This window comes from Arthrobacter sp. TRD_SC_6 (genome assembly GCF_055361185.1).
The window spans coordinates 3475049-3498910 of sequence record NZ_CM143953.1 but is presented as its reverse complement, the minus strand read 5'-3'; the positions used below and the strand labels follow the sequence as shown (position 1 = coordinate 3498910).

Annotated in this window: 27 protein-coding genes, 1 pseudogene and 1 riboswitch; of the genes and pseudogenes, 16 read left to right on the top strand and 12 right to left on the bottom strand. The window is 62.4% G+C overall.

The window, feature by feature from the left end:
* Window positions 1-35: 35 nt before the first annotated feature.
* A complete protein-coding gene (locus tag ACWA1U_RS16645; protein WP_463723251.1) occupies window positions 36-614 on the bottom strand; it encodes a dienelactone hydrolase family protein in 579 nt (192 codons plus the stop codon).
* Between the two features lie 67 nt (window positions 615-681).
* Window positions 682-1644 carry an EamA family transporter RarD gene (gene rarD / locus ACWA1U_RS16640; protein ID WP_463725074.1) on the bottom strand — a complete coding sequence of 321 codons (963 nt, stop codon included), beginning with the start codon at window positions 1642-1644 and terminating at the stop codon, window positions 682-684.
* 79 nt (window positions 1645-1723) lie between these two features.
* Here rarD and ACWA1U_RS16635 point away from each other — a divergent pair, with 79 nt between their 5' ends.
* Entirely contained in the window at window positions 1724-2302 is a 579-nt protein-coding gene (locus ACWA1U_RS16635) for an SRPBCC family protein (protein WP_463723250.1), read from the top strand.
* Window positions 2303-2408: 106 nt separating this feature from the next.
* Window positions 2409-3845: an FAD-dependent oxidoreductase gene (locus ACWA1U_RS16630; RefSeq protein WP_463723249.1), complete on the top strand. Its 1437-nt coding sequence runs from the start codon at window positions 2409-2411 to the stop codon at window positions 3843-3845.
* A gap of 125 nt (window positions 3846-3970) precedes the next feature.
* Here the strand turns inward: ACWA1U_RS16630 and ACWA1U_RS16625 are convergent, their stop codons facing one another.
* The 3 genes from ACWA1U_RS16625 to ACWA1U_RS16615 all read right to left on the bottom strand — a co-directional run bounded on the left by ACWA1U_RS16625 (window position 3971) and on the right by ACWA1U_RS16615 (window position 6476).
* Window positions 3971-4531 carry a DinB family protein gene (locus ACWA1U_RS16625; RefSeq protein WP_463723248.1) on the bottom strand — a complete coding sequence of 187 codons (561 nt, stop codon included), beginning with the start codon at window positions 4529-4531 and terminating at the stop codon, window positions 3971-3973.
* Window positions 4528-5001, bottom strand: coding sequence for a hypothetical protein (locus ACWA1U_RS16620; RefSeq protein WP_463723247.1), 474 nt, complete (start codon window positions 4999-5001; stop codon window positions 4528-4530). Before ACWA1U_RS16620 ends, ACWA1U_RS16625 begins: the two co-directional genes overlap by 4 nt.
* A gap of 158 nt (window positions 5002-5159) precedes the next feature.
* Window positions 5160-6476, bottom strand: coding sequence for a bifunctional o-acetylhomoserine/o-acetylserine sulfhydrylase (locus ACWA1U_RS16615; RefSeq protein WP_463723246.1), 1317 nt, complete (start codon window positions 6474-6476; stop codon window positions 5160-5162).
* A gap of 44 nt (window positions 6477-6520) precedes the next feature.
* Window positions 6521-6636: riboswitch (SAM riboswitch) on the bottom strand.
* 102 nt (window positions 6637-6738) lie between these two features.
* Here ACWA1U_RS16615 and ACWA1U_RS16610 point away from each other — a divergent pair.
* The 3 genes from ACWA1U_RS16610 (at window position 6739) to ACWA1U_RS16600 (ending at window position 8068) form a co-directional block, all read left to right on the top strand.
* The gene (locus tag ACWA1U_RS16610; RefSeq protein WP_463723245.1) at window positions 6739-7236 is read left to right on the top strand and encodes a hypothetical protein; all 498 of its coding nucleotides are present in this window, start codon (window positions 6739-6741) and stop codon (window positions 7234-7236) included.
* 113 nt (window positions 7237-7349) lie between these two features.
* A complete protein-coding gene (locus ACWA1U_RS16605; protein WP_463723244.1) occupies window positions 7350-7571 on the top strand; it encodes a hypothetical protein in 222 nt (73 codons plus the stop codon).
* 17 nt (window positions 7572-7588) lie between these two features.
* Entirely contained in the window at window positions 7589-8068 is a 480-nt protein-coding gene (locus ACWA1U_RS16600; RefSeq protein WP_463723243.1) for a DUF1990 family protein, read from the top strand.
* Here ACWA1U_RS16600 and ACWA1U_RS16595 read toward each other — a convergent pair whose 3' ends face one another.
* Window positions 8069-8599 (bottom strand): DUF2243 domain-containing protein, encoded by a 531-nt coding sequence (locus ACWA1U_RS16595; protein WP_463723242.1) that lies wholly within the window; start codon window positions 8597-8599, stop codon window positions 8069-8071.
* Between the two features lie 136 nt (window positions 8600-8735).
* Here ACWA1U_RS16595 and ACWA1U_RS16590 point away from each other — a divergent pair, with 136 nt between their 5' ends.
* The gene (locus tag ACWA1U_RS16590) at window positions 8736-9002 is read left to right on the top strand and encodes a hypothetical protein (protein ID WP_463723241.1); all 267 of its coding nucleotides are present in this window, start codon (window positions 8736-8738) and stop codon (window positions 9000-9002) included.
* A 41-nt stretch (window positions 9003-9043) separates the two neighbouring features.
* Here ACWA1U_RS16590 and ACWA1U_RS16585 read toward each other — a convergent pair whose 3' ends face one another.
* On the bottom strand, window positions 9044-10039 hold the full coding sequence (locus ACWA1U_RS16585) for a LacI family DNA-binding transcriptional regulator (protein ID WP_463723240.1): 996 nt from the start codon (window positions 10037-10039) through the stop codon (window positions 9044-9046).
* Window positions 10040-10070: 31 nt separating this feature from the next.
* Here ACWA1U_RS16585 and ACWA1U_RS16580 point away from each other — a divergent pair, with 31 nt between their 5' ends.
* On the top strand, window positions 10071-11252 hold the full coding sequence (locus ACWA1U_RS16580) for an MFS transporter (protein ID WP_463723239.1): 1182 nt from the start codon (window positions 10071-10073) through the stop codon (window positions 11250-11252).
* 75 nt (window positions 11253-11327) lie between these two features.
* On the top strand, window positions 11328-11639 hold the full coding sequence (locus ACWA1U_RS16575; RefSeq protein ID WP_463723238.1) for a helix-turn-helix domain-containing protein: 312 nt from the start codon (window positions 11328-11330) through the stop codon (window positions 11637-11639).
* A 1-nt stretch (window position 11640) separates the two neighbouring features.
* On the opposite strand, the gene ACWA1U_RS16570 is transcribed toward ACWA1U_RS16575, so the two are convergent.
* A complete protein-coding gene (locus ACWA1U_RS16570) occupies window positions 11641-12240 on the bottom strand; it encodes a ClpP family protease (protein WP_463723237.1) in 600 nt (199 codons plus the stop codon).
* Entirely contained in the window at window positions 12237-12854 is a 618-nt protein-coding gene (locus ACWA1U_RS16565) for a ClpP family protease (RefSeq protein ID WP_463723236.1), read from the bottom strand. The genes ACWA1U_RS16570 and ACWA1U_RS16565 overlap by 4 nt, the downstream gene beginning before the upstream one ends.
* A 116-nt stretch (window positions 12855-12970) precedes the next feature.
* On the opposite strand from ACWA1U_RS16565, the gene ACWA1U_RS16560 reads away from it, so the two are divergent.
* From ACWA1U_RS16560 to ACWA1U_RS16550, 3 genes are all read left to right on the top strand, one after another.
* A complete protein-coding gene (locus tag ACWA1U_RS16560; protein ID WP_463723235.1) occupies window positions 12971-13591 on the top strand; it encodes a TetR/AcrR family transcriptional regulator in 621 nt (206 codons plus the stop codon).
* Window positions 13592-13596: 5 nt separating this feature from the next.
* Entirely contained in the window at window positions 13597-16155 is a 2559-nt protein-coding gene (locus ACWA1U_RS16555) for an MMPL family transporter (protein ID WP_463723234.1), read from the top strand.
* A gap of 86 nt (window positions 16156-16241) precedes the next feature.
* The gene (locus ACWA1U_RS16550) at window positions 16242-16847 is read left to right on the top strand and encodes a TetR/AcrR family transcriptional regulator (protein WP_463723233.1); all 606 of its coding nucleotides are present in this window, start codon (window positions 16242-16244) and stop codon (window positions 16845-16847) included.
* Window positions 16848-16974: 127 nt separating this feature from the next.
* Here the strand turns inward: ACWA1U_RS16550 and ACWA1U_RS16545 are convergent, their stop codons facing one another.
* Both ACWA1U_RS16545 and ACWA1U_RS16540 read right to left on the bottom strand, forming a co-directional pair.
* Window positions 16975-17895, bottom strand: coding sequence for a ketopantoate reductase family protein (locus tag ACWA1U_RS16545; protein ID WP_463723232.1), 921 nt, complete (start codon window positions 17893-17895; stop codon window positions 16975-16977).
* A gap of 87 nt (window positions 17896-17982) precedes the next feature.
* A complete protein-coding gene (locus ACWA1U_RS16540; protein ID WP_463723231.1) occupies window positions 17983-18351 on the bottom strand; it encodes a MerR family transcriptional regulator in 369 nt (122 codons plus the stop codon).
* A 25-nt stretch (window positions 18352-18376) separates the two neighbouring features.
* Here ACWA1U_RS16540 and ACWA1U_RS16535 point away from each other — a divergent pair, with 25 nt between their 5' ends.
* The gene (locus ACWA1U_RS16535; protein ID WP_463723230.1) at window positions 18377-19231 is read left to right on the top strand and encodes an aminotransferase class IV; all 855 of its coding nucleotides are present in this window, start codon (window positions 18377-18379) and stop codon (window positions 19229-19231) included.
* Window positions 19232-19495: 264 nt separating this feature from the next.
* Window positions 19496-19669 (top strand): annotated as a pseudogene (locus ACWA1U_RS16530) (dihydrofolate reductase family protein); the annotation flags it as partial.
* 847 nt (window positions 19670-20516) lie between these two features.
* Here the strand turns inward: ACWA1U_RS16530 and ACWA1U_RS16525 are convergent.
* Entirely contained in the window at window positions 20517-21338 is an 822-nt protein-coding gene (locus ACWA1U_RS16525; RefSeq protein ID WP_463723229.1) for an alpha/beta fold hydrolase, read from the bottom strand.
* Window positions 21339-21409: 71 nt separating this feature from the next.
* On the opposite strand from ACWA1U_RS16525, the gene ACWA1U_RS16520 reads away from it, so the two are divergent.
* The 3 genes from ACWA1U_RS16520 (at window position 21410) to ACWA1U_RS16510 (ending at window position 23744) form a co-directional block, all read left to right on the top strand.
* Window positions 21410-22252: an alpha/beta fold hydrolase gene (locus ACWA1U_RS16520; RefSeq protein WP_463723228.1), complete on the top strand. Its 843-nt coding sequence runs from the start codon at window positions 21410-21412 to the stop codon at window positions 22250-22252.
* Between the two features lie 79 nt (window positions 22253-22331).
* Entirely contained in the window at window positions 22332-22799 is a 468-nt protein-coding gene (locus tag ACWA1U_RS16515) for a hypothetical protein (RefSeq protein WP_463723227.1), read from the top strand.
* 228 nt (window positions 22800-23027) lie between these two features.
* The gene (locus tag ACWA1U_RS16510) at window positions 23028-23744 is read left to right on the top strand and encodes a CPBP family intramembrane glutamic endopeptidase (RefSeq protein WP_463723226.1); all 717 of its coding nucleotides are present in this window, start codon (window positions 23028-23030) and stop codon (window positions 23742-23744) included.
* Window positions 23745-23862 lie beyond the last annotated feature (118 nt).

The following is a 23862-nucleotide window of genomic DNA, read 5'->3' as shown; positions in this document are numbered from 1 at the left end:
CTATGTCTGCTGAGCCTACGACGACGTCGGGTCGCTCAGGCGACCCGCGCCAGGAAGGCGAGCGTCCGTTCGCGCAGGAGGGTGGTGGCGCCGTCGTCGTAAGCTTCGAGGCTGTTGTCGGCGAAAAGGTGCGCGTTGCCTGGGTAGAGGAACAGCTCAGCGTCGGGGGCTGCGGCGATCAGCTCCTGCGCGGCGTCGATGTCACCTTCGTCCACGAAGTAGGGGTCGGCGTCCATGCTGTGGATCTGGACGGGCACGTTGGCGGGCCAGCCGTCGCTGAACTCGGAGGTCGGCACGCAGGAGTGGAACAGCAGCGCGCCCACCGCACCCGGACGCGTCTGGGCGAGCATCTGCGCCGGCAGCACCCCGACGGAAAACCCGGCGTACACGAGGGCCGTTGGCAGGGACTCGGCCGCGGCTTTCCCACGCTCCATGATGGTGCCGAAGCCAACCTCCTGCGCATAGCCGACGCCGTCGTCGAGGGATTCGAAGGTGCGGCCCTCGTACAGGTCCGGCGTGTGGACCGTGTGGCCGGCGTTCCGGAGGGTTACAGCGAATTCGAGGACACCGGAGGTGAGTCCGTGTGCGTGGTGGAACATGAGTATTTCGGCCATGCCAGCTCCTTGAATGGGTCCGTCGTCCTGGCCCATCCTTCTCGACCCATCCGGCGAGCGCAAGGGTTCAGACGGCTGCGGATTCCACCAGTTCAGCCTTGCGGGGCCGTGCGTTCTTGCGGACTGCGCGGATCATGTCGACGGTGAGCAGGGCGAGTCCCGCCCACACCAGGCCGAACCCGATCCAGCGCTCAAGCGGCATTTCCTCACCGAACACCGTCAGCGCGAGGATGAATTGCAGGACCGGCGCCAGGTATTGCAGCATGCCGATGCTGGTCAGGGGCAGGCGCCGGGCCGCGGCGCCGAAGAAAATGAGCGGAACAGCGGTGATCACGCCGGATGCGGCCATGATCCAGAAGTGGCCGGCCCCTTCGGTCAGCAGCGTCGCACCGCCGGAAAGCGTCAGCCACACCATGACGACGGCGGCGATGGGTGTCAGCACCGCCGTCTCGATGCTCAGGCTCGACACGGCGTCAACGTCCGGTCCCACCCGCTTCTTCACGAAACCGTAGAAGCCGAAGGAGAACGCGAGCGCCAGCGCGATCCACGGCACGTTGCCGTAGCCCACGGCCAGCACGACGACGGCGACAAACCCCAACGCGACGGCCGCCCACTGCAGCGGGCGGAGGTGCTCGCGCAGCACGAATACGCCAAGGAGAACTGACACGATCGGGTTAATGAAGTAGCCCAGGGCGGCCTCAATGGCCTGCCCGTTGGTGACCGCGTAGGTGTACACGAACCAGTTCACCGCGATCAGCAGTGCGGCAATGGTGAGGGTGCCGAGGACCTTGCGGTTGCTGAAGGCTTTCCGGACGGTGCCCCATGAACGCATGACCGTCAGCAGCAGCGCACAGAACAGCAGGGACCACAGGACGCGGTTAGCGACGATTTCGACGGCGGTGGCTGGAAGCAGGATGAGGAAGTAGAGGGGGAGCAGGCCCCACAGACCGTACGCGCCGATGCCGAACAGGATGCCCAGCGAGTTTTCGCTGCGGGGCTGGCGCGGGGTATCGGTGCGGGTGCGGCTCACATGGGTGCCAACGGCGTCGAGCGGTGTTCTTATTCCTGTTCGTGCCGTCACTGCAAGAGTTCGTGGATAAAGTCGAAGGGTGAATCACAGCGAAGAGGAGAACCGCCGCGCCATGCCGAGGAAAGTTCCATGGTGGTGGTACCCCGGTTCCGGCGGTGTGGACCTGGCTCCGCGGCAGTTCGAGCCTGCGTGCCCAGGGCAACGTTGGGTGAGGGCCGTAGATGTCGATGCGTCGCCGCAGGAAGTGTTCGCGTGGGTGACTCAACTGCGCCGGGCTCCATACAGTTACGACTGGGCGGACAATTTCGGTCGCCGCAGCCCCCAGAACCTGGACCGCAGTCTGGTGAGTGTTGCACCGGGGGACAAGGTGATGACCATCTTCACGGCCAAGCGAGTTGTGCGGGGCAGGTCCATGACAGTGGTCATGAACCAAGGTTTGCCCACAATACTGTTTGGGCGCATCACAGTGCACTACGAAGTCGAGCAGTCGGGGGCGGGCGCCCGGCTCGTTGCGGAGATGGTCGTGCCGCGGCCTTTGGGGATGCTCGGAAATTTGCGCCGATATGTCCTCGCCTGGGGTGACTTGTTCATGATGCGAAAGCAATTGAAGGAACTGAAACGGCTGGCAGAGAAAGGCAGTTCGGCCGTAGGTACGTGAGGTCCGCCACTGATAGAGCCTGTTTTTAGACTGCGCAAGTCCCGGCATTTAGAATAGGAAATTGTGCGCTTAAGGTGCGTGAGTCCAGCAGGAAGAAGGCGCTTCAGTGTCCAGCACGACGTCGGCCCGTCCACTGCGGGTTGCCATCATCGGCGCAGGCCCGGCCGGAGTTTATGCAGCAGACATCCTGACCAAGTCGCAGGAGGTCAAGGGCGGGGATTTCGAGCTCTCCATTGATCTCTTCGACCAGTACCCGGCGCCGTACGGGCTGATCCGGTACGGCGTGGCTCCGGACCACCCCCGGATCAAGGGCATCGTGAATGCCCTCCACAAGGTACTGGACCGCGGCGACATCCGCTTCCTCGGCAATGTGAACTACGGCCGAGACCTCACGCTGTCTGACTTCCGCACGTTCTACGACGCCGTCATCTTTGCCACGGGCGCCGTGAAGGACGCCAACCTCAACATCCCGGGCGTCGAGCTTGAAGGTTCCTTCGGCGGAGCGGATTTCGTGTCCTGGTACGACGGCCACCCCGACGTCAGCCGCAGCTGGCCCCTGGCTGCGAAGGAAATTGCCGTCATCGGGAACGGCAACGTGGCTCTCGACATCGCTCGCGTGCTCTCGAAGCATGCGGATGACCTCCTGGTCACTGAGATTCCCTCGAACGTCTACGCGGCGTTGAAGACTTCGCCCGTGACGGACGTTCACGTGTTCGGCCGGCGAGGCCCGGCGCAGGTGAAGTTCACCCCGCTGGAACTTCGCGAGCTGTCCCACTCGCGCGACGTCGACATCGTTCTCTACCCGGAGGACTTCGACTTCGATGAAGCCTCCGAGCAGCAGATCGCCACCAACAACCAGACCAAGACCATGGTCAAGACGCTCACCAACTGGCTGGTTGAGCAGCCGGAGGACCCGGCAGAGTTCACCGCGTCACGCCGTTTGCACCTGCACTTCCTGCACAGTCCGGTCGAGATCACCGATTCACCTGAGACGCCGGGCAAGGTTGCAAACATGCGTTTTGAGCGTACGCAGTTGAACGGTGCCGGTTCGGTTGAGGGCACCGGTGAGTTTGTCGATTATCCGGTGCAGGCCGTGTACCGGGCGATCGGATACTTCGGTTCCGAGTTGCCTGAGGTCGGCTACGACAGCCGCTATGGCGTGATTCCCAACGAGGGCGGCCGGGTCATTGACGAGGCAGGCAACCCCGTGCCCGGAATCTACTGCACCGGCTGGATCAAGCGCGGGCCCGTCGGGCTCATCGGTCACACGAAGGGCGACGCCCTCGAGACCATCGGCTTTCTCTTGGAGGACCGACTGAACCTTCCGCCGGCCGAGCACCCCTCCGAAGACGCCATCATCAACCTCTTGGAGGAGCGCGGCGTCCGCTACACCACGTGGGAGGGCTGGCTGCGGCTGGACGCCCACGAGCTGAAGCTCGGCGCAAATTACGCGCACGACGACGCCAGCTTGCCTGAGCTGGTCCGCGAACGCGTGAAGCTGGTTCCGCGGGACGAGATGATTGCGATCTCCCGGGGCGAGTAAAGTCCTAAGCGCCTAACCCGCGGAACCGTTGCCTCTGCGCAGGGGGCGGCGATGCTTTGATGCCGCGTCGTAAGCGGTGAGCCAACGGTTCCGCGGTTTTAGTGCAGAGGCTGAACGTTCGCGGATTACTGGCCCACTCGGCCGTCGACGCACTCGCGCAGCAGGTCGGCGTGTCCGCAGTGCCGGGCGTACTCATCAATCCGGTGGATCATTAGCTCCCTGACGGCGATTTTTTCCTCCCCGACGCGCTCCCCAAGATCCGGGTATCGGGCAAGTAACGCGTCAGTGTCTGCCTGCTCCCGCGAGAGGTCCGCATACGCGGCGTCCACCACAGCTTGGTCTGCAACAGCACCGTCGAAGTCCGCATCCTGCCCGCCATACAAGGTCGAGAGCGGCTCATCGACGGTGACCCAGGTGCGCCAGTCGCGTTCCACTTCGGCCAGGTGCCTGAGAAGACCCAGGAGCGACATTGTCGACGGCGGCACCGATCTGCGTGCCAGTTGCGCGGCGTCCAGACCCTCGCACTTCATCAGCAGTGTCAGCCGGTAATCCGATAGGTAGTCCTGCAGGGTCGCCAGCTCACCGTCGGCACTGACGCCGTCGGTATTGCGTGCATCGTCATCGGGGTTGACCCACATGTCCGGATAGACGGTCGCCTCGGTCCACCGCTTTGGAGCTTCAGTCACGCTGACCGGCCACGGTATACCCACGCGAAAATTGCGAGCACCGTCGCAAGCAGCGGAAGGATCAGAAACACGGAAGCGAGCATCCACGCGGCACCGGTCCACGCCAGGAGGAGCATCCCGCCCCACATGAGTGCTGCCATGTAGATGGCAACGGGCAGCAGCGAACGCGAGAGTGCGGAACGCGGTTGTGGAGCAGCAGGTACGACGGCGGTGTCAGCCAAGTGCCGACGTCGTACGTGGGCGTGACGTGGCTCGGGACGGACCGGACGTTCGCGGCCCGCCAACCACACCGCGGTCACGATCAGCGTGAGCAACCCCGCCGGGGCGAAGAACCAGCCAGCCGAGTAGGCGAGGAACGGTTCGGTTACCAACAACCACGCCCCTCCAACCCAGGCCAGTGCAGCCGCGTAGGCCCCAACTACGAGCGCGCCGCCGCGTGCGGCACCCCTCGGAACAATCATTGCGGACATCGACACACCACCCGTCACTAAAGCGTTCCTCAATAACAGCACCGAAAAGGAGACGCGGCTAGGGGCGGGTCTCAGCCCGTCTCAAACGGGGTGAACGGGTTCTGAAACGGAGGTGGCCCCCGCGACGTTCATCGCGGAGGCCACTTCTATGTTGAGGCTTATGCCGCCTTCGCGGCGCGGAAGCCGTTCTCCAGGTCGGCCAGGATGTCGTCGATGTGCTCGAGCCCCACCGAGAGGCGGACCAGCCCGGGAGCCACACCCGCGATGGCCTGCTGCTCCGGCGAGAGCTGGCTGTGAGTGGTCGACGCCGGGTGGATGACCAGGGAGCGCACGTCGCCAATGTTGGCCACATGCGAGTGGAGCTCAAGGGCATCGACAAACTGCTTGCCGGCCTCGGCGCCACCGGCAAGGGTGAAGGCGACAATCGCGCCAGTTCCCTTGGGTCCGTACTTGCGGCCGCGTTCGTACCACGGGCTCGACGGCAGGCCCGCGTAGGCGACGGATTCGACGTCGTCCCTTGCCTCGAGCCATTGCGCCACTTCCAACGCGTTGGCCACGTGGCGTTCCACGCGCAAACTCAGCGTTTCCAGACCCTGGGCGATCAGGAAGGCGTTGAAGGGGGAGACCGCCGAGCCAAGGTCGCGCAGCAGCTGGACGCGTGCCTTGAGGATGTAGGACAGGTTGGCGCCAAGTGCGCCGCCCTCACCCAGGTCTCGGCCGTAGACGAGTCCGTTGTAAGTGGGGTCCGGCGTATTGAAGCCGGGGTAGCGCTCCGGGTCCTTCGTGAAGTCAAACTTGCCTGAGTCCACGATGACTCCCGCGATCGCCGTGCCATGCCCGCCGAGGTATTTGGTGGCCGAATGAACGACGACGTCGGCACCCCACTCGAGCGGGCGGATCAGGTACGGCGTGGAGAGGGTGTTGTCCACGATGAGCGGCACGCCGGCGTCGTGAGCTGTCTGTGAGACGCCCTCGATGTCGAGGACATCCTGGCGGGGGTTCGACACGACTTCGGCGAAGAAGAGCTTGGTGTTTGGCTGCACGGCATCGCGCCACTGGTCCAGATTGTCAGGATCCTCAACGAACGTGACGGTGATTCCGAACTTCTTCAGCGTGTGAGCGAGGAGGTTGTAGGTGCCGCCGTACAGGCTGGGGCTGGCGACCACGTGGTCGCCGGCTTCCGCAATGTTCAGGATGGCGAACGTTTCGGCGGCTTGCCCGGAGCTGAGCAGGAGGGCTGCCAAACCGCCTTCCAGGCTTGCGATCCGCTGCTCGACGGCGTCCTGGGTGGGATTGCCGATGCGCGTGTAGATCGGCGCCAGCTCCGCCAGGGCGAACCGGTTCGCCGCGCTTTCGGCGCTCGGGAAGACGAAGGATGTGGTCTGGTAGATGGGAAGGGCTCGGGCGCCGGTGGCGGCGTCGGGCTCCTGGCCTGCGTGGATCTGGCGTGTTTCGAAGGACCAACCGTTGGACATGTCATGCTCCTCAGCTAGGGGCCCGGCATGCTGGTAAGCACCACGGGCCGCGCTTGCGGTCCGGCGTTTTGCCGGACAGCCAGGTCTTCACCCGGGGCACCCCGCCGCGGTGGAGGGTTGCCGGCCAGCGAGCCGGGGCTTTTCGCTGGCGCTCATGACCTGCGCCCAGTGTAGGAGGCCGTGCTTCCGTGCACGGCTAAATGACGAAACATGGCTTAGCCGCTGGGTCGACGAACCTGTGAAGCATCGCTAGCGTTGCGGCATGGCATTCCTTGTCTCAGCGCCGGCAAATCTCGTGATCGCTTCACTCGAAGGGATATCTGTGCGCTTCGCCGGTATCGAGTTCACTCCTGTCATCTCAGGCTCCCAAGCATCCGGACATCGACTGGGTGGTATCAAGATCTCGCTGAGCGCTGCTCGGGGTGAAGAAACCGCGAGGCGCGACATCGAATGGGAACTGGGCATGAACTCCTGGTATGAGCTTCGCCAGCGTGACGGAGACGAATCTGCGGGCCATCCTCCCCGGATGCCCGCTGTACCTCTTTTTGAGCGGATTAAGGCCGAGGTCACGGATGATGTGGGCTCTGAATACACGTGGGTCGGGGGTCAGACTGCGGGCGGTGGTACGGAGTGGGACGCCATTTGGACCTACCAGCCCGAACCGGTCAGGGAAGCACATGAGATCTACCTCCATTTCAAAACCGACGGATTAACCACGGGGACCCAGTGCCGGATCGCGCTCAGGCCGGACGAGTCGTGAAGAGCTCGCGTCTGGCTCGGGTTCGTGTAGCTGGAGCCGTTGCAGGGGTCTCGATTGCAGTCGCTGCCTGTAGTCCGGCGACGCTCACCAACGCACAAGGTGACCTCTGCAACTTGAACGCCTCGTGGACTTACGCGGGCATGCCGGATGACACCACCAAGCTCCAGAGGAACATCGACAAGTCACTCAAGCCCGATGCCGAGGGGCCGATCGAAGACAGTGCCCGTGCGTTTTTGAACGTTTTGGAGTCCGACGATCTTGAGGAGATCAAGTCTGCAAGCGAGAACCTCCTCGAAACCTGCGGGGGCGAGGGTTGGGAACCACCAGAAGGATGAGCAGGAGTCGATTCTCAATGACGCACCCAAGCCTCCCCATTTGGCCACATCGCGGGCCCGGTTTCCGTAGGTCAGAAACGACGGCGGTCATCGGCCGTGGCGACGACGATTGGGCCCGCGCGTCGAACGCCGTGCTCCGGTGGGAAGTGAAAACCCGGAGTGGGTTCCTGGTGGATCCAGTTGGCGCCGTCAAAGAAGGCCAGCGCCTGAAGGTCAGAGCACGAGTGCTCGGGTTCACCGTCGTCGAGCCCGTTGAAGTTGTGGACGTCGTTGGTGAGCCGGCGCGAAGCGGTTTCTCCTACCGCACCCTGCCGGGGCACCCCGTCAACGGCGAGGAAGCGTTCATCGTCCACCGCCACGGTGACGAAGTGCGGCTGACCGTACGGTCGCTAACCCGACCAGCGCAGCAACAGCCATGGCGTTCGCTGTTTCCGGTCCTCCTCGTTGCACAGCGAATTGTCCGCTGGCGGTACTTGCGTGCCCTGCGCCAGAAATAGTCAGGAATCGCTCGGTGAGGGGCTGTTCGCGTTGATGGGATGCTGCTCGAGGGCATGATGCCCGCTTCTGTGGATCAAAAATCCTACGAAGACAAAAATCCCCCCGAGCGCGAGGAAGCCGATATCCCAGGCAAGCGGTCCGCCGAGATCATCGCGTACGTGATGGATGCTGAGGATGTGGTGATTGACAATGCCCTCAACGAGGTTGAAGATCCCCCAGCCGGCCAGCACTAACCCGAAGTGGAATCGCCAGTTAGGCGCCAGCCGCTCCTGCCGCCACGCGACGATGGTGGTGATCGATGCTGCAACAACCAGAAGCCAGGCCCCGAGGTGAAAAAAACCGTCGGCCAGGGTGTTGACCTCGAGGCCGGCCACAGTAGTGACCGGGTAGTCGGCAACGTGGCTGACCATGTGGTGCCACTGAAAAATCTGGTGCAGGACGATTCCATCGACAAAGCCCCCGAAACCCAAACCGAAAAGCAGCCCCGACGCTATTGAGGGCGGTCGAGGATCCGTTTGCGTCGTTGGCATGTTTCGAGACTAGCTGTGGCGTGCTGTTGACGGCTATCGGGATGGTGTGGTCGCTGAAGAAGAGGAGGCGAGCCAGACCCGGTCCTAGCTTCTGGAGATGACATTGTGGAGTCATGCTGTCGTACAGATACTTCCAATGCTGATCGTACGCATCACGGCCGAGCAAGCCCTCCGGAAGGGCAGGATCAGTGCCCTGCACCAGCACGATCCCAGCGGACGGGCATGGCACCTTCACCGAACCATCGAACTGGAACGGATCCTCGTCGAGAGCGGGCTGGACGATGTCGTCATCGACTCATCGAGTGCGCCGCCGGAGGCGGCTGCCGAGCACGTGTGGGAAGCAGCGAGGGACTTCTTCACGAGTCAGCCGACGTCACGTTCCGGCGGTAACACGGAAGAGTAAGCTGCATCCACCTACGCCTCGGCGGCGCTGAAGTTGCGTTGTCAGCGGAGCGCGAGGTCCCATGCTGCCGCGCCCGCTGAGGGCTTCAATCCAGCGGCGATTTCAGCGCAGGCGACGCCCTGATCGAAGAGCGACTGCCGCACGCTCGGGAAGTTGAGAGCGGCAGCGAGGTCGCTGTCATCCCACCCGCTCACACGTGTTGAAAGTCCGAGCGTATCGAGAGCACCCGCGGCGAGTTGGTCACTCATGGCGACGACGACGTCGGGCTGCACCTGATCGAGCACCTCCGCCACAACACGGCTACCCTCGCTTCTGTCGTTTCTGCCGACAACGGCAACGGGCATTTTCGACCAGGGGAGACCTTGTTGTTCGAACGCGTGCCGGAACCCGGTCAGTCTCGCTTTGGTCACCGGAAAACCTACATCTCGGAGGGGACCCCACAGCAACCCGCTCCACCGTTCCCGGTCAAGGGGAAGGGAAAGGACAAGTGGAGCCCGCGCACCCTGCAACATGTAGCCCGCGATTGACCGGGCAGCGGCCTGATCGTCGGCTGTCACGACGTTGATTCCGGCTGCGCCGGGTCCGCCCTGGATTGCCGCCGGCCGCCTCGTGGAGGCAACAGCGTCGAGAACAGGATCATCGTCCGCGGTCGTCCACAGAACAAAGCCGTCGACGGCGGACTCACGCACCCGCTCGACGTCGTCGGCCTCGCCATTGCTGGGAATCAGCACCAGCCCGAGGCGATTCTCAACGCATACCCGGGAAACTCCGGCCAGGAACCGGGCAGCCTGCGGGTCCTCAAACGCATACGTGAGATGTTCGCCGAGCACAACGCCCAGGTTGCCGGTCGACCCGCTGCGCAGCGACCGCGCCACCGGGTCAGGCCCGCGATAACCGAGGCGCTCTGCGGCCTCCAGCACTTTGGTCCTCGTCGCGTCCGCAACGCGATCGGGCTGTGTGTAGGTGTAGCTGACGGTCATGACCGCGACGCCGGCCTCCACTGCAACCTGGCGCATAGTCACTCGTTGGGGTTTCACGCACTCAGCCTACATGTGTATCGTTACACAAATGCGTATTGTCATCGCCTCGTACAGTGCCTTCGCTGCCTTCGGGCTGTTCTGGGGAACCTGGGGTGCTGGCTTGCCGGCTCTGCGTACTTCGGCGGCGATCGATGATGCAGAGCTCGGTACCGCTCTTCTGTTCGTGGGGATCGGAGCACTGCCCGCAATGTTGTTCACGGGCAGGGCCATTGACCGATTCGGGGCTCGGATCACCGGGGCGCTACTGACGGCACTCGCAGCTTCGGGTGTAATTACTGCCCAATTTGCGAACGACCTGGCCACTCTGGCCATTGGTATGGCACTGGTTGGTGCAACGTCCGGGGCTGCGGATGTAGGCGCGAATGCGCTCGCAGGTCTTGCGGAGGAGCGAACAGGCCGGCGAATCATCACCATCTCCCACGCGGTGTTCTCCTCGTTCGTAGTGATCGGTAGCCTCGGCGTGGGTTCGTTGCGCGCGGCGGGCGCCGATATTGTCGTAATCTTCGGGATATCGGGCATTCTCATTGCTGTTGCAGGCACTGTCGCCGGAGCTCTTGGTGAAGGGCGGCACGCCTCCTCGCCGCCAGACTCACGCCCGGCGGCCGCGTCCTGGCGAGTAAGCATCCCTTTTGTCATCATCGGGATCGTAGCGGCGCTAGGCTTTGCGGCAGAAAATGCGCATCAAAGCTGGAGCGCCGTTTTCCTCGCCGACGAACTGGCTGCCGAACCCGGAATTACAGCTCTTGCGCCCGCCACGTTCGCGGCGTTCGCTGCCCTCACCCGATTCGCAGTTGGTTCCTTCAAACGGATTCCGGCCGGGGTGCTGCTGGTCGGGGGCGCTGCACTGGCGACAATCGGAACGCTGGGCCTCAGTGTCGCCCCAAACTTGGGCCTCGCGCTTGGTGGGCTCGCTCTGGCGGCGGTCGGGACCTCGGTTCTTTTCCCGACGCTCCTCAGTGAAGGTACGCGCGGCGTGCCCGTACACAGGCGAGGACGAGCGACGTCGGCGGTCGCCACAACTGCCTACCTTGGCTTCGTGCTGGGGCCGGTCTATGTTGGCATGCTCGCGGGGGAGTTCGGTCTGCGAACAGCGATGCTCGGAGTAGCGCTGCTTATAGTTGCTTTCGCCATCCTGGCGCCAGTCGTCATTCGCCGCCGAGAATCGCACTCTAGGGGCACGCATTACGATGCCGTGAATCTTCACTGGTGAGGACGTGATCCCTCAGCTATCTGCTGTGGGCAGATTGAGCGGCCGAGCACCCCTATATCCGGCTAGGGTGTGCGCATGGGAGACATCATCGCGTTCCAACCAAAGCGTCTGAACAATGAACCGCCGTTGCGTACCGTATTCGGTTCCATTCTGAAGGAAGCCCGCCATAAACGTGGCGAACGGCTGGTCGAGGTCGCGCAGCGAGCCGCGATCTCAACCCAATACCTGTCGGAAATCGAAAGAGGACGCAAGGATGCTTCCTCGGAGGTCTTCGCCAGTGTCGCCCGGGCCCTGGATATGACGATGTTCGACCTCACCAGCCAGGCGGCTCGCCAGCTGTACGCGACGCAGCAGAGAGCCTCCGGACCGGTGTGCCTCGCGGCGTAAGTCAGATATAGCGGTTCTCCACCACCTGATCCACCAACCCGTACTCAACAGCCTGCGCGGCGTTGAGAATCAGGTTGCGGTCGGTGTCCTGCCTGATCGTATCGACGCTCTTGCCGGTATGCCGCGCAAGGAGCTGCTCCAGCACCAGCTTGACCCGCGAGACCTCTTCGGCGTTCAGGATGAGGTCCGGAACGGTTCCCCGGCCTGGTTCGACATGTGGTTGGTGGAGGACCACACGGGCTCGCGGCAGGATGGAACGCTGACCGGGTGCACCGCAGGCAAGAAGCACCGCGGCGGTGAAGGCGGCCTGCCCAATGCAGACGGTCCTGATGGGGGATCGTACGTATTGCACGGCGTCGTAAATGCCCAGCATCGCTTCGATCGAGCCACCGGGGGAGTTGATGTAGAGATCAATCGGAACATCCGGCGACTGCGATTCGAGGTGAATCAGCTGTGCGATGAGGCTGTTGGCCACGCCGTCGTCAACCGGTGTGCCCAGGTAGATGATGCGCTCCGTGAGCAGGCTGCTGTAGATGTCCAGCGTTTGCCGTGAACCGTCGCCTGCCCGCGTAGTGACGTACGGGATGGTGTAGGTGCTCATCGTGATCCGCCCAGGCTCACGCTGACCGGTTTGTCCGGGCGGATGTCGTCGAGGTTCTCGAGAATGTGATCCACAAACCCGTACTCCTTTGCTTCACCGGCCGTGAACCACCTGTCGCGCAGGGAGTCGGCAGCGATCCGCTCGACGGGCTGCCCGGTATCGGCGGCTATGAGTGAGAGCACTGTGTCGCGGGTATGCCGCAGGTCAGCAGCCTGGATTTCGATGTCAGTTGCCGTTCCGCCAATCCCGCCGGACCCCTGATGCAGCAGAATTCGCGAGTGCTTCAGGGCGTATCGCTTCCCCGGGCTGCCAGCGCTGAGGAGGAACTGTCCGGCGCTGGCTGCCCAGCCGACGGCCAGGGTAGAGACGTCGTTCGGGATGAGCTGCATGATGTCTCGAATGGCCAGCATGGCGGGTACTGATCCGCCTGGAGAGTTGATCCACAGGCTGATGTCCCGGCGCGAATCCTCCGCCGAGAGCAAAAGCAGCTGGGTGCAGAGTCGGTTGCCGCCTTCCTGGTCCAACTCGTCGCCAAGGAAAAGGATCCGGTGCCTCATCAGTTGTTGGGAGAGTGCGTTGTCGAAAACCTGGAGGCCGTCCTGTTGAGTGTTCATGGTGCCAGCCTGTCCGTCGCTGGGAAGGCTCGCAACGGTATGCGTCTCAGGGCAGATCTGCCGTCAGCAGAAGGAGTATGTTGCACAAAGTGCAAAGTTGCACGTAGTGTAAAGACGTGACTGAACCAGTAACCGGCCGCCGCGAGCAGAACAAGCTCGACACGAGGCGCGCCATCGCCCAAGCCGCCCTCGATCTTGCCCGACAGCACGGCATGGGCAACTTCACCGCTGACCAGATCGCCGAGCAGGCGAACGTCTCCCGGCGCACCTTCTTCAATTACTTCCACAGCGCTGAAGACGCGCTGATCGTCTCGACGGAATCCTTCCTCGACCAGGCGGTCACGGAGTTCAGCGCCCGGCCCAAGGACGAGCCGCTCCTCGACGCGATGCTCGAAACCCTCTCCGCCACCACCAAGGTGGAGAACCTGCAGGACTGCGGCGATCTCTTCCGAATGGCAGCTAACAACCCGGACCTCCTCGGAACCCACCTCCTTGCGTGGGAACGGGCGGAAGCGCGGATCGTCAGCGCCGTCGAGGAACGCCTTCACGGGCAGGCCTCACCCCTCTATATTCACGCGCTCGTCGGATGCGTACTTTCCTGCGCCAAAGCCGCCATGCGCGAATGGGCCTCCAGCGAAGACAACGACGCCAAGGCCCTCGAAAACCACATCGTCGCCACGCTCACCATGCTGCGCGACGGTTTCACCAACCCCCACGCTCTAGACCAGGACGCATAAACACCATGGCACATCTCCTGTACCGACTTGGTTCCTTCGCTTACCGCCGCCGCTGGTGGGTGGTATCCGCGTGGCTCGCCATCATGGTGGCCGTCGGCGGGTCCGCCGTCGCCTTCTCCGGCACGCTCAGCAACAACTTCACTATCCCCGGCACCGAATCCCAGCGGGTCCTGAACCAGCTGAAGGAGGACATGCCCGACGCCGTCGGCGGAATGGGAACCATCGTTTTCCAGAGCGAGGACGGCGAGTTTAATGACACTCAGCGCGACGCCGTCAGCGCAGCTCTCGACGACGTCGCCTCCCTCGACGGCGTCGAGAACGTCGTCGACCCGTTTGTCACCGAACAAGAACTCGCGGACAGCCGCACCGAGCTCCAGACCGGCCGCGACGAATTCGAAACCGGCGCTCAGGAACTGACTGACGGCGCCGCTCAGCTCGAGGCCGGGCAGGCGCAGCTCGATGGCCAGCGTGCCCAGTTCGAGGCATCCCGCGACCTCCTCCCCGCGGAGCAAGCCGAAGCAACTTTCGCCCAACTTGACGCAGCGCAGGCTGAGATTGATACACAGCGCCAGCAGCTCACCGAAGGACAGCAAGAGCTCGATGCCGGTCGGACAGAGCTTGAGCGGGGTGAACGCCTGCTCGACGCCTCTTCGGGCATCCAGTTTGTGTCCGACGACAACACCACCGCCGTCGCCAGCATCCAGTTCTCCACCGCAGTGGATGCGATTACCCCCGAAACCCGTGAAGCCGTGCAGGAAGCTGCAGGCGCCGTGACCGACGCCGGGCTGAACGTCGAATACAGCAAGGAAATCGTTCAGGACATCTCCGAAATCTTCGGTCCTGGCGAGATCATTGGCCTCCTGGTCGCAACCATCGTCCTCATCGTCATGCTCGGCACCCTGGTAGCGGCGGGGCTCCCACTTCTCATGGCGATCGTCGGCGTCGGCGTCGGTGTTGGCGTTACCTTCGCACTGACCGGCGTCATCCAGATGAGCTCCATCTCCCCGGTGCTCGCGTTGATGCTCGGCCTCGCAGTCGGTATCGATTACTCGCTCTTCATCGTCAACCGGCACCGCACACAACTGCTTCGCGGTATGCCGCTGCAGGAGTCAATCGCACGTGCCACGGGAACCGCCGGCAATGCCGTCCTGTTCGCGGGCATCACGGTGATCATCGCTCTCGCGGCGCTCGCAGTTCCGGGGCTTCCGTTCCTGACCATCCTTGGCTTCTCCGCCGCGGGAACAGTCGCCGCGGCAGTTCTCGTGGCCCTTACGCTGACCCCGGCACTGCTCGGTTTCATGGGACGCAAGGTCATCTCAAAGCGCCGTTGGGCGAAGGCAGACCTCGCGGCAGCTGAGGCAGACGAGGCCGAGCACACCGCCGATGACAAAGCAGCTGCCGGCCGTGGTTGGGGTGGCTTCGCAACGCGCAAGCCCGTGCTCACAGTCATCGCTGGCGTTGCTGCACTTGCGGTCCTGGCACTGCCTGCCCTCGAGCTGCGCGTCGGCCTGCCCGACGGCGGTTCCGAACCCGCCGATTCAACCGCCTACCAGGCGTACAACCTCGTCGGCGAAAAGTTCGGCGAGGGAACCAACGGCCCGCTCCTTGTGGTGGGCGAGCTCCCACAGCTCGACGACGACGGCGAACGCACCGACCTCCAGCTTGACGTCGCCGACCGCCTCGCAGAGATCGACGACGTCGCAAGCGCCGTCCCAGCGGGAATCAGCGATGACGGACGTACCGCCATCTACCAGGTCATCCCCGAGGAGGGCCCGGCAAGCGAGACCACCGAACAGCTCGTCCGTGACCTCCGCGCCGAGGCCGTCAACATCGAGGACGCCACCGGAGTCACCGTCTCCGTCACCGGCCAAACCGCTGCGAACATCGACGTCTCCGCCAAGCTCATGGAGGCCATGCCGCTTTACCTGGGCATCGTCGTCGGGCTTTCGCTGGTGCTGTTACTCCTGGTATTCCGCTCGATCCTGGTGCCGCTGATCGCCACCGCGGGCTTCCTGCTTTCGCTGCTGGCCAGCTTCGGCGCCACCGTGGCCATCTACCAGTGGGGCTGGTTGGGCGACTTCTTCGGCGTCACCAATCCCGGCCCGATCCTGAGCTTCCTGCCCATCATTCTGATCGGCGTGTTGTTCGGCCTCGCGATGGATTACCAGATGTTCCTCGTCTCCGGCATGCGCGAGTCATACGTCCACGGCCGTCCGGCGAAGGAAGCCGTGCGCGTGGGCTTCAGCCACGGCGCGCGGGTGGTGACTGCCGCGGCGATCATCATGGTGTCGGTCTTTGCGGGCTTTGTGTTCTCGCACCTGACCATGGTCCGGCCGATCGGGTTCGGCCTGGCGTTCGGCGTGCTGCTGGATGCGTTCGTGGTCCGCATGACGCTGATCCCGGCGGCGATGCACCTGCTTGGCCGCTCGGCCTGGTGGCTGCCGAAGTGGCTGGACCGCATCCTCCCGGATGTCGACGTCGAGGGTGCCAAGCTCACCCAGAAAGCCGACGACGACGGCGCCAGCCAGCTCCCGGCGTCGGAACCTGTGGGTGCCGGGAGGTAGGCCCCCCCTGTTGCCCGTGGAAACAGTTTGGGGACAATTGTGATGTGATCGCGAGGGGTTCGGCGGGCCGACGATAGGATCTCAGGATGGCGCGCCCCCCGAAACCGGAACGAAAGACTGAGCTGCTGGACCAGATTGTCGAGTATCTGCTCGACAAGACGTTCGCCAGTCTGAGCTTCCGGACGCTCGCGGATGGGCTGGGAATCAGCAGCTACGTGCTGGTATACCACTTCGGTAACCGCGAGGAACTGGTCAACGAGATCGTCCGCCATATCGAGTCCCGGCACGACGCCATGAAGCCCGAGAACCCAACGGACCTCTCGCCGGAGGAGTTCCGTACCTGGATCCTTGAGTCCTGGAACTGGCTCCTTGTTGATCGGAACCGGAATCTACAGCGGCTGGAGTTCGAGGCGGCGGTCCAGGATGCGGCGAGCCTTTCACCGCGGGGGAGTGCGTCGAAGAAGTTCGAATACTGGTACTCCTTCACCACTGACTGGCTGGTGCAGCAGGGCCTGCCCCGAGACCGTGCCGAGCCGGCCGGACGGGTGTTTACGTCCAGTCTCTATGGTCTGCAGTACGACTATGTGCTGAACCACGACCGCGAATCGGTGGAGCAGGCGCTGCACTTGCTGCTCAAGCTCCTTTTCCAGACGCTCGACTCGGCGCTCGATCCGCCGGGCGGAGAGAGTTAACCGGCCGCCATAGTAAAAGGCATCGCGTTTTTGCTGAGCGCGTCAACGACAAGGCGCGAGCGTAGCCAATGGGCATACCTGATCTGTGCCGTTTAGCGCGCCTTCACATCTCACCAAGGAGGCGGCACTAGCTGGTGGTGCCGAAAATGCTAAGCGCGCGGTAGATGGTGGTGTGGATGGGCGCCTGAAGGTTGTGGTTGGCTGCGATGCGGACGAGGGCACCGTTTTGTTCCTCGAGTTCTGAGGGGCGTCCTGCGATGAGGTCGCGCTGCATGGACGCCGTGCTCTCTGGTGCAAACGCGTCGTACTGGGCCATCGCGGTTTTCACGTCATCAGCCGTAAGTTTCGCACGGGCGGCGGCCCCGATGATGGCGACTTCGCGCATGGCGTCCTCGACCAGCGCACGCGTCGCTGGGTGGGTTCGGGTTTCCCCGACGTTCTTGCGGCAGAGTGCCCCGACACCTCCGTAGGAGGTGATGAGCATAAACTTCCGCCACAGATCCGTGGTGATGTCGCTCGAGACCTGAGCCGTTATACCGGACGCCGTTAGAGCGTCTGCGAGGTGCTGCGTGCGGGTACTGGCTATTCCGTCGAGCTCCCCGAGGGTGACCGCAGGCTGTCCGCCGACGTGGTGCACATGTCCTTGCTCGACCAGGTAGGAGATGATCATGCACAGCCCACCCAGTGCATGCCCGGGACCTACGGCAGCCGTGATTTGCTCAGACGCGGTGACTCCGTTCTGCAACGGCAGCACTGGGGTGTCTGGGCCAAGAAGTGGCAGGGCTGTCGCCATGACCTCGCGGACGGAGCCCGCTTTACAGGCGACTATCACCGCATCGCACTGCCCGATCGTTGCTGCGTCCGTGGCGACCCCGGTGATGGGAATCAGATCGTCGCGTCCGCTGCCGGTGGTGAGGCGCAGCCCGTGATCCCTGATGGGTGCCAGGTGCCGAGGTGTAACCAGAAGATGGACGTTATGCCCTGCCTGCGACAGGGCTGCAGCGAAGTACGCTCCGACGCCCCCGGCGCCAATAATGCCTATCTTCATCGGTTCAACCTTTCTTTGCCTGAAAGTGACTTACGGGTACTCGCCGGCGGATCCTTCACCGGATGTTGCCCGATCGTGTCGATTTACTCAAGTTGCTGATGCGTCCAGTAGGCCCTGTAGTGAGGCCCTTGTGCTCAGGAGAGAACTGATCCGCTGATCGTAGTCATTGAGATGCTCAAGAAGTATCGGAACGGCGCAGGGTTCAATACGCCCGGGTTCCCGGATGCAATCGATGAGGTTGCGGATAATTCGGATGGGAAGCCCAGCATGCAAAAGCTCGCGGACGTAGCGCACCTGTTCGACGGCGTCAATCTCGAAAAGTCTCTGCCCTGCAGCCGATCGCTGCGCCGGCAGAATCCCCTGGTTCTCGTAGTAGCGCAGCAGGCGGGCGCTCACCCCCGTGCGGGCGGCCAATTCCCCCACCCTCAGGAGCTCCTCCGAATTTGCCCTTGTCACTAGTGTCAACTCCTAGATTCTGAACATGTCTATCCCTTATGCATATCTCAACGGCCAGTCGGCCACCGTCGAGCAGCTTGCTCCTCTGGCTTTCGCTGGATACGCCCACTTCACCGCCATGCAGGTGCGTGACCATGCCGTACGAGGACTCGATCTTCACCTCCAGCGACTGCGCCATGCCAGCGATGAGCTCTTCGGTGACCATCTACCGGACGAGCAGGTAAGTGACCTGATCTCGCTAGCTGTGAAGTCTGCACCCCAGGACGTCTCACTGACCTGCTTCATCAGTGCACGACCCGGCGAGTTCATGCAGGCCCGGATAGACACTGAACTTGACGTCCTCATCAAAGTTACCGACCCGGTCACACCACCAACTACCCCTTTGACGCTTGATGTCATCAGTCACGAACGCCATCTCCCACGCATCAAACATGTGGGAGAAGTAGCCAAAACGCAGTTCCTACGTCAGGCTAACGCACGAGGTTTCGATGACGCAGCGTTCATTGATAGTCGTGGAAGGTTCAGTGAGGCGACCATATGGAATCTCGCGTTTTGGGACGGAACCTCGGTGGTCTGGCCCAAGGCAGAGGTGTTACCAGGCATCACGATGCGGATCCTGACCCGTCAGCTTGCCGCGCTCGGCATCAACCAGATCACGCGCGCCGTCAAACGCACAGATCTAAGACAGAATCTTGCAGCAGTGGTGATGAACTCCTGGAGCCCAGCAGTACCCGTCGCCCACATTGCCGAGCAACAAATGGCAGATGGCGGAAAGTTCGTTGACATCCTCCACCAGGCATACGCCATGGAACCGTTCCACTCCCTCCATACGTCGTTGTCGTTGACGGGGCGGCGGTGGGAACGGCTGGGTTCGCTTTAGTTGACGGTTTGGAGCCGGTGGTTTTACGTCCTGAAGGCCAGATGAGCGGGGTTGCCGGGTAGCGACCGAAGCGGTGCCCGTCCTAACGGACTGGCTGTATTTTCAGGGGTCCCGTGAGCACGTCGAGGCACTTCGCGCAGTCCGGTTTGGCCCATCGCGGGCGAACGCAGCAGGAACCGCCGCGTCCACCCTACGGACCTAGTGCGGAGCGGCCGGTGAAGGAACGCGAACCGAGCTGGACTGTACAACCAATACCTACGCCGAGGGACTGACAGCATGGCCGGGCTGATCGACGAGTACGTCACAGTCACCCATCCAGTTCTGGTGGGCGGCGGCATCCCGTTCTTCGCTGCCCTGGACAATTGGGTGGACCTTAGGCTGGTGGAGGCCCAGACGCTTCCAGGCGGCGTGGTCATCACGAAGTATGAAACTAAACGTCGAGTGCCTGGCATCGGCTATCAGGAGGCAGAAACCTTGGAAAGGTTCTACGTTGCGGGGAGCTTCAGGAATATCGCCGACGTCCGGTACGTCGCACAATCCTTGGAAAGCCTGGGCTACGTCAATATGTACGACTGGACCCAGAATGCGTCGGCGCGCGACGCCGGTTCAGTCACCCTCGGTGATCTACGCTCCATCGGGCAGCAAGAGCGAGATGCAGTGTTGGGTGCCGACGTCGTCGTTATCCTGCTTCCGGGTGGGAAAGGCACCCATGTTGAGCTTGGCATCGCGATCGCTGGAGGTAAAAGGACTATCCTGCATTCGCCTGACGAAGTAACCAACAAGCTCGAGACCACCAGCGCGTTCTACCACCTACCTGAGTTGGAGAAGTGCCACGGAAATCTGGACGACCTCCTAGAAATGATCGTCGGCCCAACCCGTCACCGACTCTCCGGAGACGGTTTGAGTGATGTTCCTGTTGCGGTGGGAGTCGATGACGTTCTCGCTGTGACACTTCCGATCAAAGACTGGGTGCTGATCGATGGAACCATGGACAACTTCGCGTCGATTGCTGTGCTTGAAGACCCGCATCTTGCCCAACTCGCGTTGGCCATCCGATCCATCGGATGGACGCAAGTGCCGGGATGGCCGAGCGCCGGGGATGATATTTCCTCCTGGCCGCCAGAGGGCGAGGACTGCACGATCAACATGAGTCGCTCCCGCTGGGAATTCGTTCTAGCTGCGCTGGTAGACGCCGTGCCGATAGAGCTGACGCTCGCCGACGAGGAGCGATCTCCATCAGAACAACGCACGATGCACGCCGAAGTAGCGTCCAGGATCGAACAGATCATCGTCCGGTTGCGCGGTGCCCTTCAGTAGTCATATGCCGGGTCCTTGGATCCATGCGGGTCAGCCAGTTGTTCACAAGCGCGCTAGTGAGCGCTTGCTGTTCGAGATGAACGTTATGCCCCGCCGCGTCGAGGACGGCGTATGTGCCGCGGGGGTAGTGGTCCCGCAGCTTCCAACCATCTTCGTACCCAGTGACATGGTCCTGTCTGCCAAATACATGCAACGACGGCGCCTCGAACGGGGCAGGATACTCAACCTCGGGCTGCCTGGGCAGGGAGTAATTTGCTGCAATGCGATCAATAACCGACTGATCGGCGCTCCGTAAACCGGGCAATGCGTATCTGGTGAAGGCAGCGAACGTCTCTCTGGTCTGAATGACTGTCATCTCCTCGTGCTCCCCCCGGGCTTTGCCAGCGGCGGCAGCGACCGCAGCGTCCTGGCGCAGAACTCGGCGGGCGGGGAGGATGCGCTCGGCAAGGAGAGGCTCGAACACTCCGGCGAGGGTTGCGAGCCCAAGAATCTGATCACGCATTCGGTGCGCTACGTAACGCGCGATCATCCCGCCGAAGGAACTACCTATGATTGCGAACGGCTGAACTCCTAGAAGATTGTGGATTTCATCAACGACGCTGATTGCGACATCCTCCGTGCTGTCCGCGGTGCTCTCAGACGCCCCCTCCGCCCATGGCAAATCCAAGTAGATTCGTTGCCACTTCCCGTCCTCAATGAATTCCTCCAGGGGAAGCATGATCCGATGATCAACACCGAACCCGTGGATCGCTACGAGCGGTAGGCCGGTTCCTGCAACAAGAGAAATCACAATGACAGACCCTATCGGGAAGACTCGATACAACTACTATGAGCCAGTCACCAATAGAACGTGGGGGATCAATGAGCAACGAACATGAGGTTGAGGATCTAACAGAAGTAACGCTGGAATCAGCTCGCGGCACACTCACGGCACTTAGCCGAAAGGGCCGGGGAACTCCCGCCGTCGTCGTGCATGGGGTGATGGCCGATGCGAATGCTTGGCGGCACGTCGTGCGGGCTCTCGCTCCGGGGCGACCAATAGTGGTACTCAATCGACGTGGGCGAGCCCCAAGTGCTCCTCTCGACGAGGAATATGGCGTGGATGCAGAGGTCACGGACCTCATGCTCTGGCTCGCGACCTTCGAGAGCCCCGTCGACCTTGTCGGGCATAGCTACGGCGGCCTGATTGCGGTCGAAGCCATCCGGCGAGGTGCCAATGTTCGCTCGCTCGTCCTGTATGAGCCCGTCGCACGCCCGTTCGGCTCCTCAGCAGAACCTCTCGTGACGGCGGCCGTGAATGCCGGAAACCTCGACGCTGCCGTCGAGATCATCAATGTCGATCTCTCCGGTTACACCCGTGAGTACGTCGAAGCTCTTCGCGAAACCCCGGCTTGGCCCAAACTTCTACAGCTCGCGGCTCCAGCTGGTGCCGAATTATTGGCGATCAATGACTTTGCTTTCACCACACCAGAGTCCTGGACAATCCCGACGACGATCATCGCGGGCGAATACAGCAGGAACCGCTCACCTTACGGGCCAGGCGTCGATCTCTTCCTCGACGCTCTACAGGTCACCGATGTCGCGATCTTGGCTGATCAGGACCACCTCGCACACGTGACCGCACCGCAGGAACTCGCCCGAGCGATCGAAGATGGTATAGGCGACGGAGCACACTTCGGATGTAGTAACGTGACACCGCAGTAACATCCAGGAGGATGCCCAGCGGGCGCTTCGATTCCTCATCGCACTGTCCCATCCCGTCTAACGCGAGGATACTGACGGCATGGCTAAGTGGGGTATGTCGGTTGCGGTCGTTGCTGCAGTAGGGCTGATGGCTAGTGTTGCCTTCTACGCTGGTCCGGGACGGCCGGGCCGTGACTGTGAGCAACCTCCATGGGAACTCGCCGCGGCTGTGACTGCTCCCGGCGAGGCCGTTGTAATCAGCGCCGATGAAAACACGTCCTGTGATCCCGTGTACGGGTGGCAGGCTGAGATTGAGATCATTCTTTACGACGACCAGATGCGGCCGATCCAGACTTTGGAAGCGCCGATGACGTCCGCCGGCGCTTTTAGCGCCCACCTCATCATCCCCAGCGATCTGCCACCGGGCCAGTACCTGGTGTCCGCGTATCCGCGGCAGCGCGACACCTGTAATGACACCAACGCGAGGGCGATCAACGCGCAGTTCGTTCGGGCTTCCTGCGCTCTAGTCACAAAACCCCTGACCGTCGCTCTTGGGAAAGAGGAGTGACTCCAAAGAGGTGCGGTAGTGGTGTTCGCTGTCCAGGAACGTTCAGTCCATCGAGCGGTTAGTAATAACCGCCTCTGTCCCGAGATCCGGTAGTTAGCGCCACAGGAGGATCCCTCACCGTTCAATAGTGAGAGGAGCTTCGCCCACTGATTCCAGTGTTAGTGTGCCTGATTGCTTGCACATCGCAGGCGGGACTTCATGGCCTTCGGCACGCTGTATCTTCGGTTCATGACGACCTCTCGGACGCAGGACTTGGCTTTCGGTGCAGCTGTCCATCTCGCCCGCTTCGGTGTCATTCTCGGCGGGTTGGCCATCGCACCACTGATCGGTATCCGAGGGTGGTACGCCGGGCTGTTCGTGAACCTGCTCTGCTGTCTTTTCGCGGCCGGTCTAGTGACCTACTACCGGCTGTGGTCGCGGATCGGGATCACCCGCCTCTGGGCGGGGCCGGCAGCGATGCTCTTCGTCCTGGTCCTTCTCATGGAGGCACTGACCTGGATCCTTCCGGCGGGCCTGGACATCACTCCACCTGGAGCGGCCTTGTGGGCCCTGACACTTCTCCTGGTGGGCTTCAATGAGGAGCTCATCAGCCGGGGCGTGGTCCTCGAACGGCTGGCCCGAAGCTACAAAGCGCTGCCCGCTGTGATCTTGACGGGAGTGCTCTTCGGCTTGCAGCACTTGTCCCTGTTCGCAACGACGGATCGTGGTAGCTATGACATCCTCACCAATGTCCTCCTATCAGGGACTGTAGGCTTCGCCATGGCCGCCTTCCAGTATCGGTTTCACTGGATCCTGCCGCTCATCCTCGTGCATGCGCTAGCTGACTTCACCGCCATACACGCGAAGGAGCCACACGGTGACGCTTTCGCCGCCGCCACTGCCGTGGTGTTCATAGTCTTCGGAGTCCTGGCCCTCAGGAACCCTGGCGCCAGAGTAAGAAGATGATGGGACGTCATCTGGCTGAACTTGCTTCGGGCTGGCGCTCGGGCTGCCAAGTGCCCCGTGATGCGCAGTAGCCCAGGCAAAAAATAAAGGGCGGGCCCAGTCGGAACTGGACCCGCCC

Excerpts from the sequence above, each read along its gene's own strand:
- ACWA1U_RS16645 (WP_463723251.1), bottom strand. The coding sequence starts at position 614 with ATGGCCGAAATACTCATGTTCCACCACGCACACGGACTCACCTCCGGT.
- ACWA1U_RS16620 (WP_463723247.1), bottom strand. The coding sequence starts at position 5,001 with ATGTCCGCAATGATTGTTCCGAGGGGTGCCGCACGCGGCGGCGCGCTC.
- ACWA1U_RS16615 (WP_463723246.1), bottom strand. The coding sequence starts at position 6,476 with ATGTCCAACGGTTGGTCCTTCGAAACACGCCAGATCCACGCAGGCCAG.
- ACWA1U_RS16610 (WP_463723245.1), top strand. The coding sequence starts at position 6,739 with ATGGCATTCCTTGTCTCAGCGCCGGCAAATCTCGTGATCGCTTCACTC.
- ACWA1U_RS16600 (WP_463723243.1), top strand. The coding sequence starts at position 7,589 with ATGACGCACCCAAGCCTCCCCATTTGGCCACATCGCGGGCCCGGTTTC.
- ACWA1U_RS16595 (WP_463723242.1), bottom strand. The coding sequence starts at position 8,599 with ATGCCAACGACGCAAACGGATCCTCGACCGCCCTCAATAGCGTCGGGG.
- ACWA1U_RS16590 (WP_463723241.1), top strand. The coding sequence starts at position 8,736 with ATGCTGATCGTACGCATCACGGCCGAGCAAGCCCTCCGGAAGGGCAGG.
- ACWA1U_RS16580 (WP_463723239.1), top strand. The coding sequence starts at position 10,071 with ATGCGTATTGTCATCGCCTCGTACAGTGCCTTCGCTGCCTTCGGGCTG.
- ACWA1U_RS16575 (WP_463723238.1), top strand. The coding sequence starts at position 11,328 with ATGGGAGACATCATCGCGTTCCAACCAAAGCGTCTGAACAATGAACCG.
- ACWA1U_RS16570 (WP_463723237.1), bottom strand. The coding sequence starts at position 12,240 with ATGAGCACCTACACCATCCCGTACGTCACTACGCGGGCAGGCGACGGT.
- ACWA1U_RS16565 (WP_463723236.1), bottom strand. The coding sequence starts at position 12,854 with ATGAACACTCAACAGGACGGCCTCCAGGTTTTCGACAACGCACTCTCC.
- ACWA1U_RS16555 (WP_463723234.1), top strand. The coding sequence starts at position 13,597 with ATGGCACATCTCCTGTACCGACTTGGTTCCTTCGCTTACCGCCGCCGC.
- ACWA1U_RS16550 (WP_463723233.1), top strand. The coding sequence starts at position 16,242 with ATGGCGCGCCCCCCGAAACCGGAACGAAAGACTGAGCTGCTGGACCAG.
- ACWA1U_RS16545 (WP_463723232.1), bottom strand. The coding sequence starts at position 17,895 with ATGAAGATAGGCATTATTGGCGCCGGGGGCGTCGGAGCGTACTTCGCT.
- ACWA1U_RS16535 (WP_463723230.1), top strand. The coding sequence starts at position 18,377 with ATGTCTATCCCTTATGCATATCTCAACGGCCAGTCGGCCACCGTCGAG.
- ACWA1U_RS16520 (WP_463723228.1), top strand. The coding sequence starts at position 21,410 with ATGAGCAACGAACATGAGGTTGAGGATCTAACAGAAGTAACGCTGGAA.
- ACWA1U_RS16515 (WP_463723227.1), top strand. The coding sequence starts at position 22,332 with ATGGCTAAGTGGGGTATGTCGGTTGCGGTCGTTGCTGCAGTAGGGCTG.
- ACWA1U_RS16510 (WP_463723226.1), top strand. The coding sequence starts at position 23,028 with ATGACGACCTCTCGGACGCAGGACTTGGCTTTCGGTGCAGCTGTCCAT.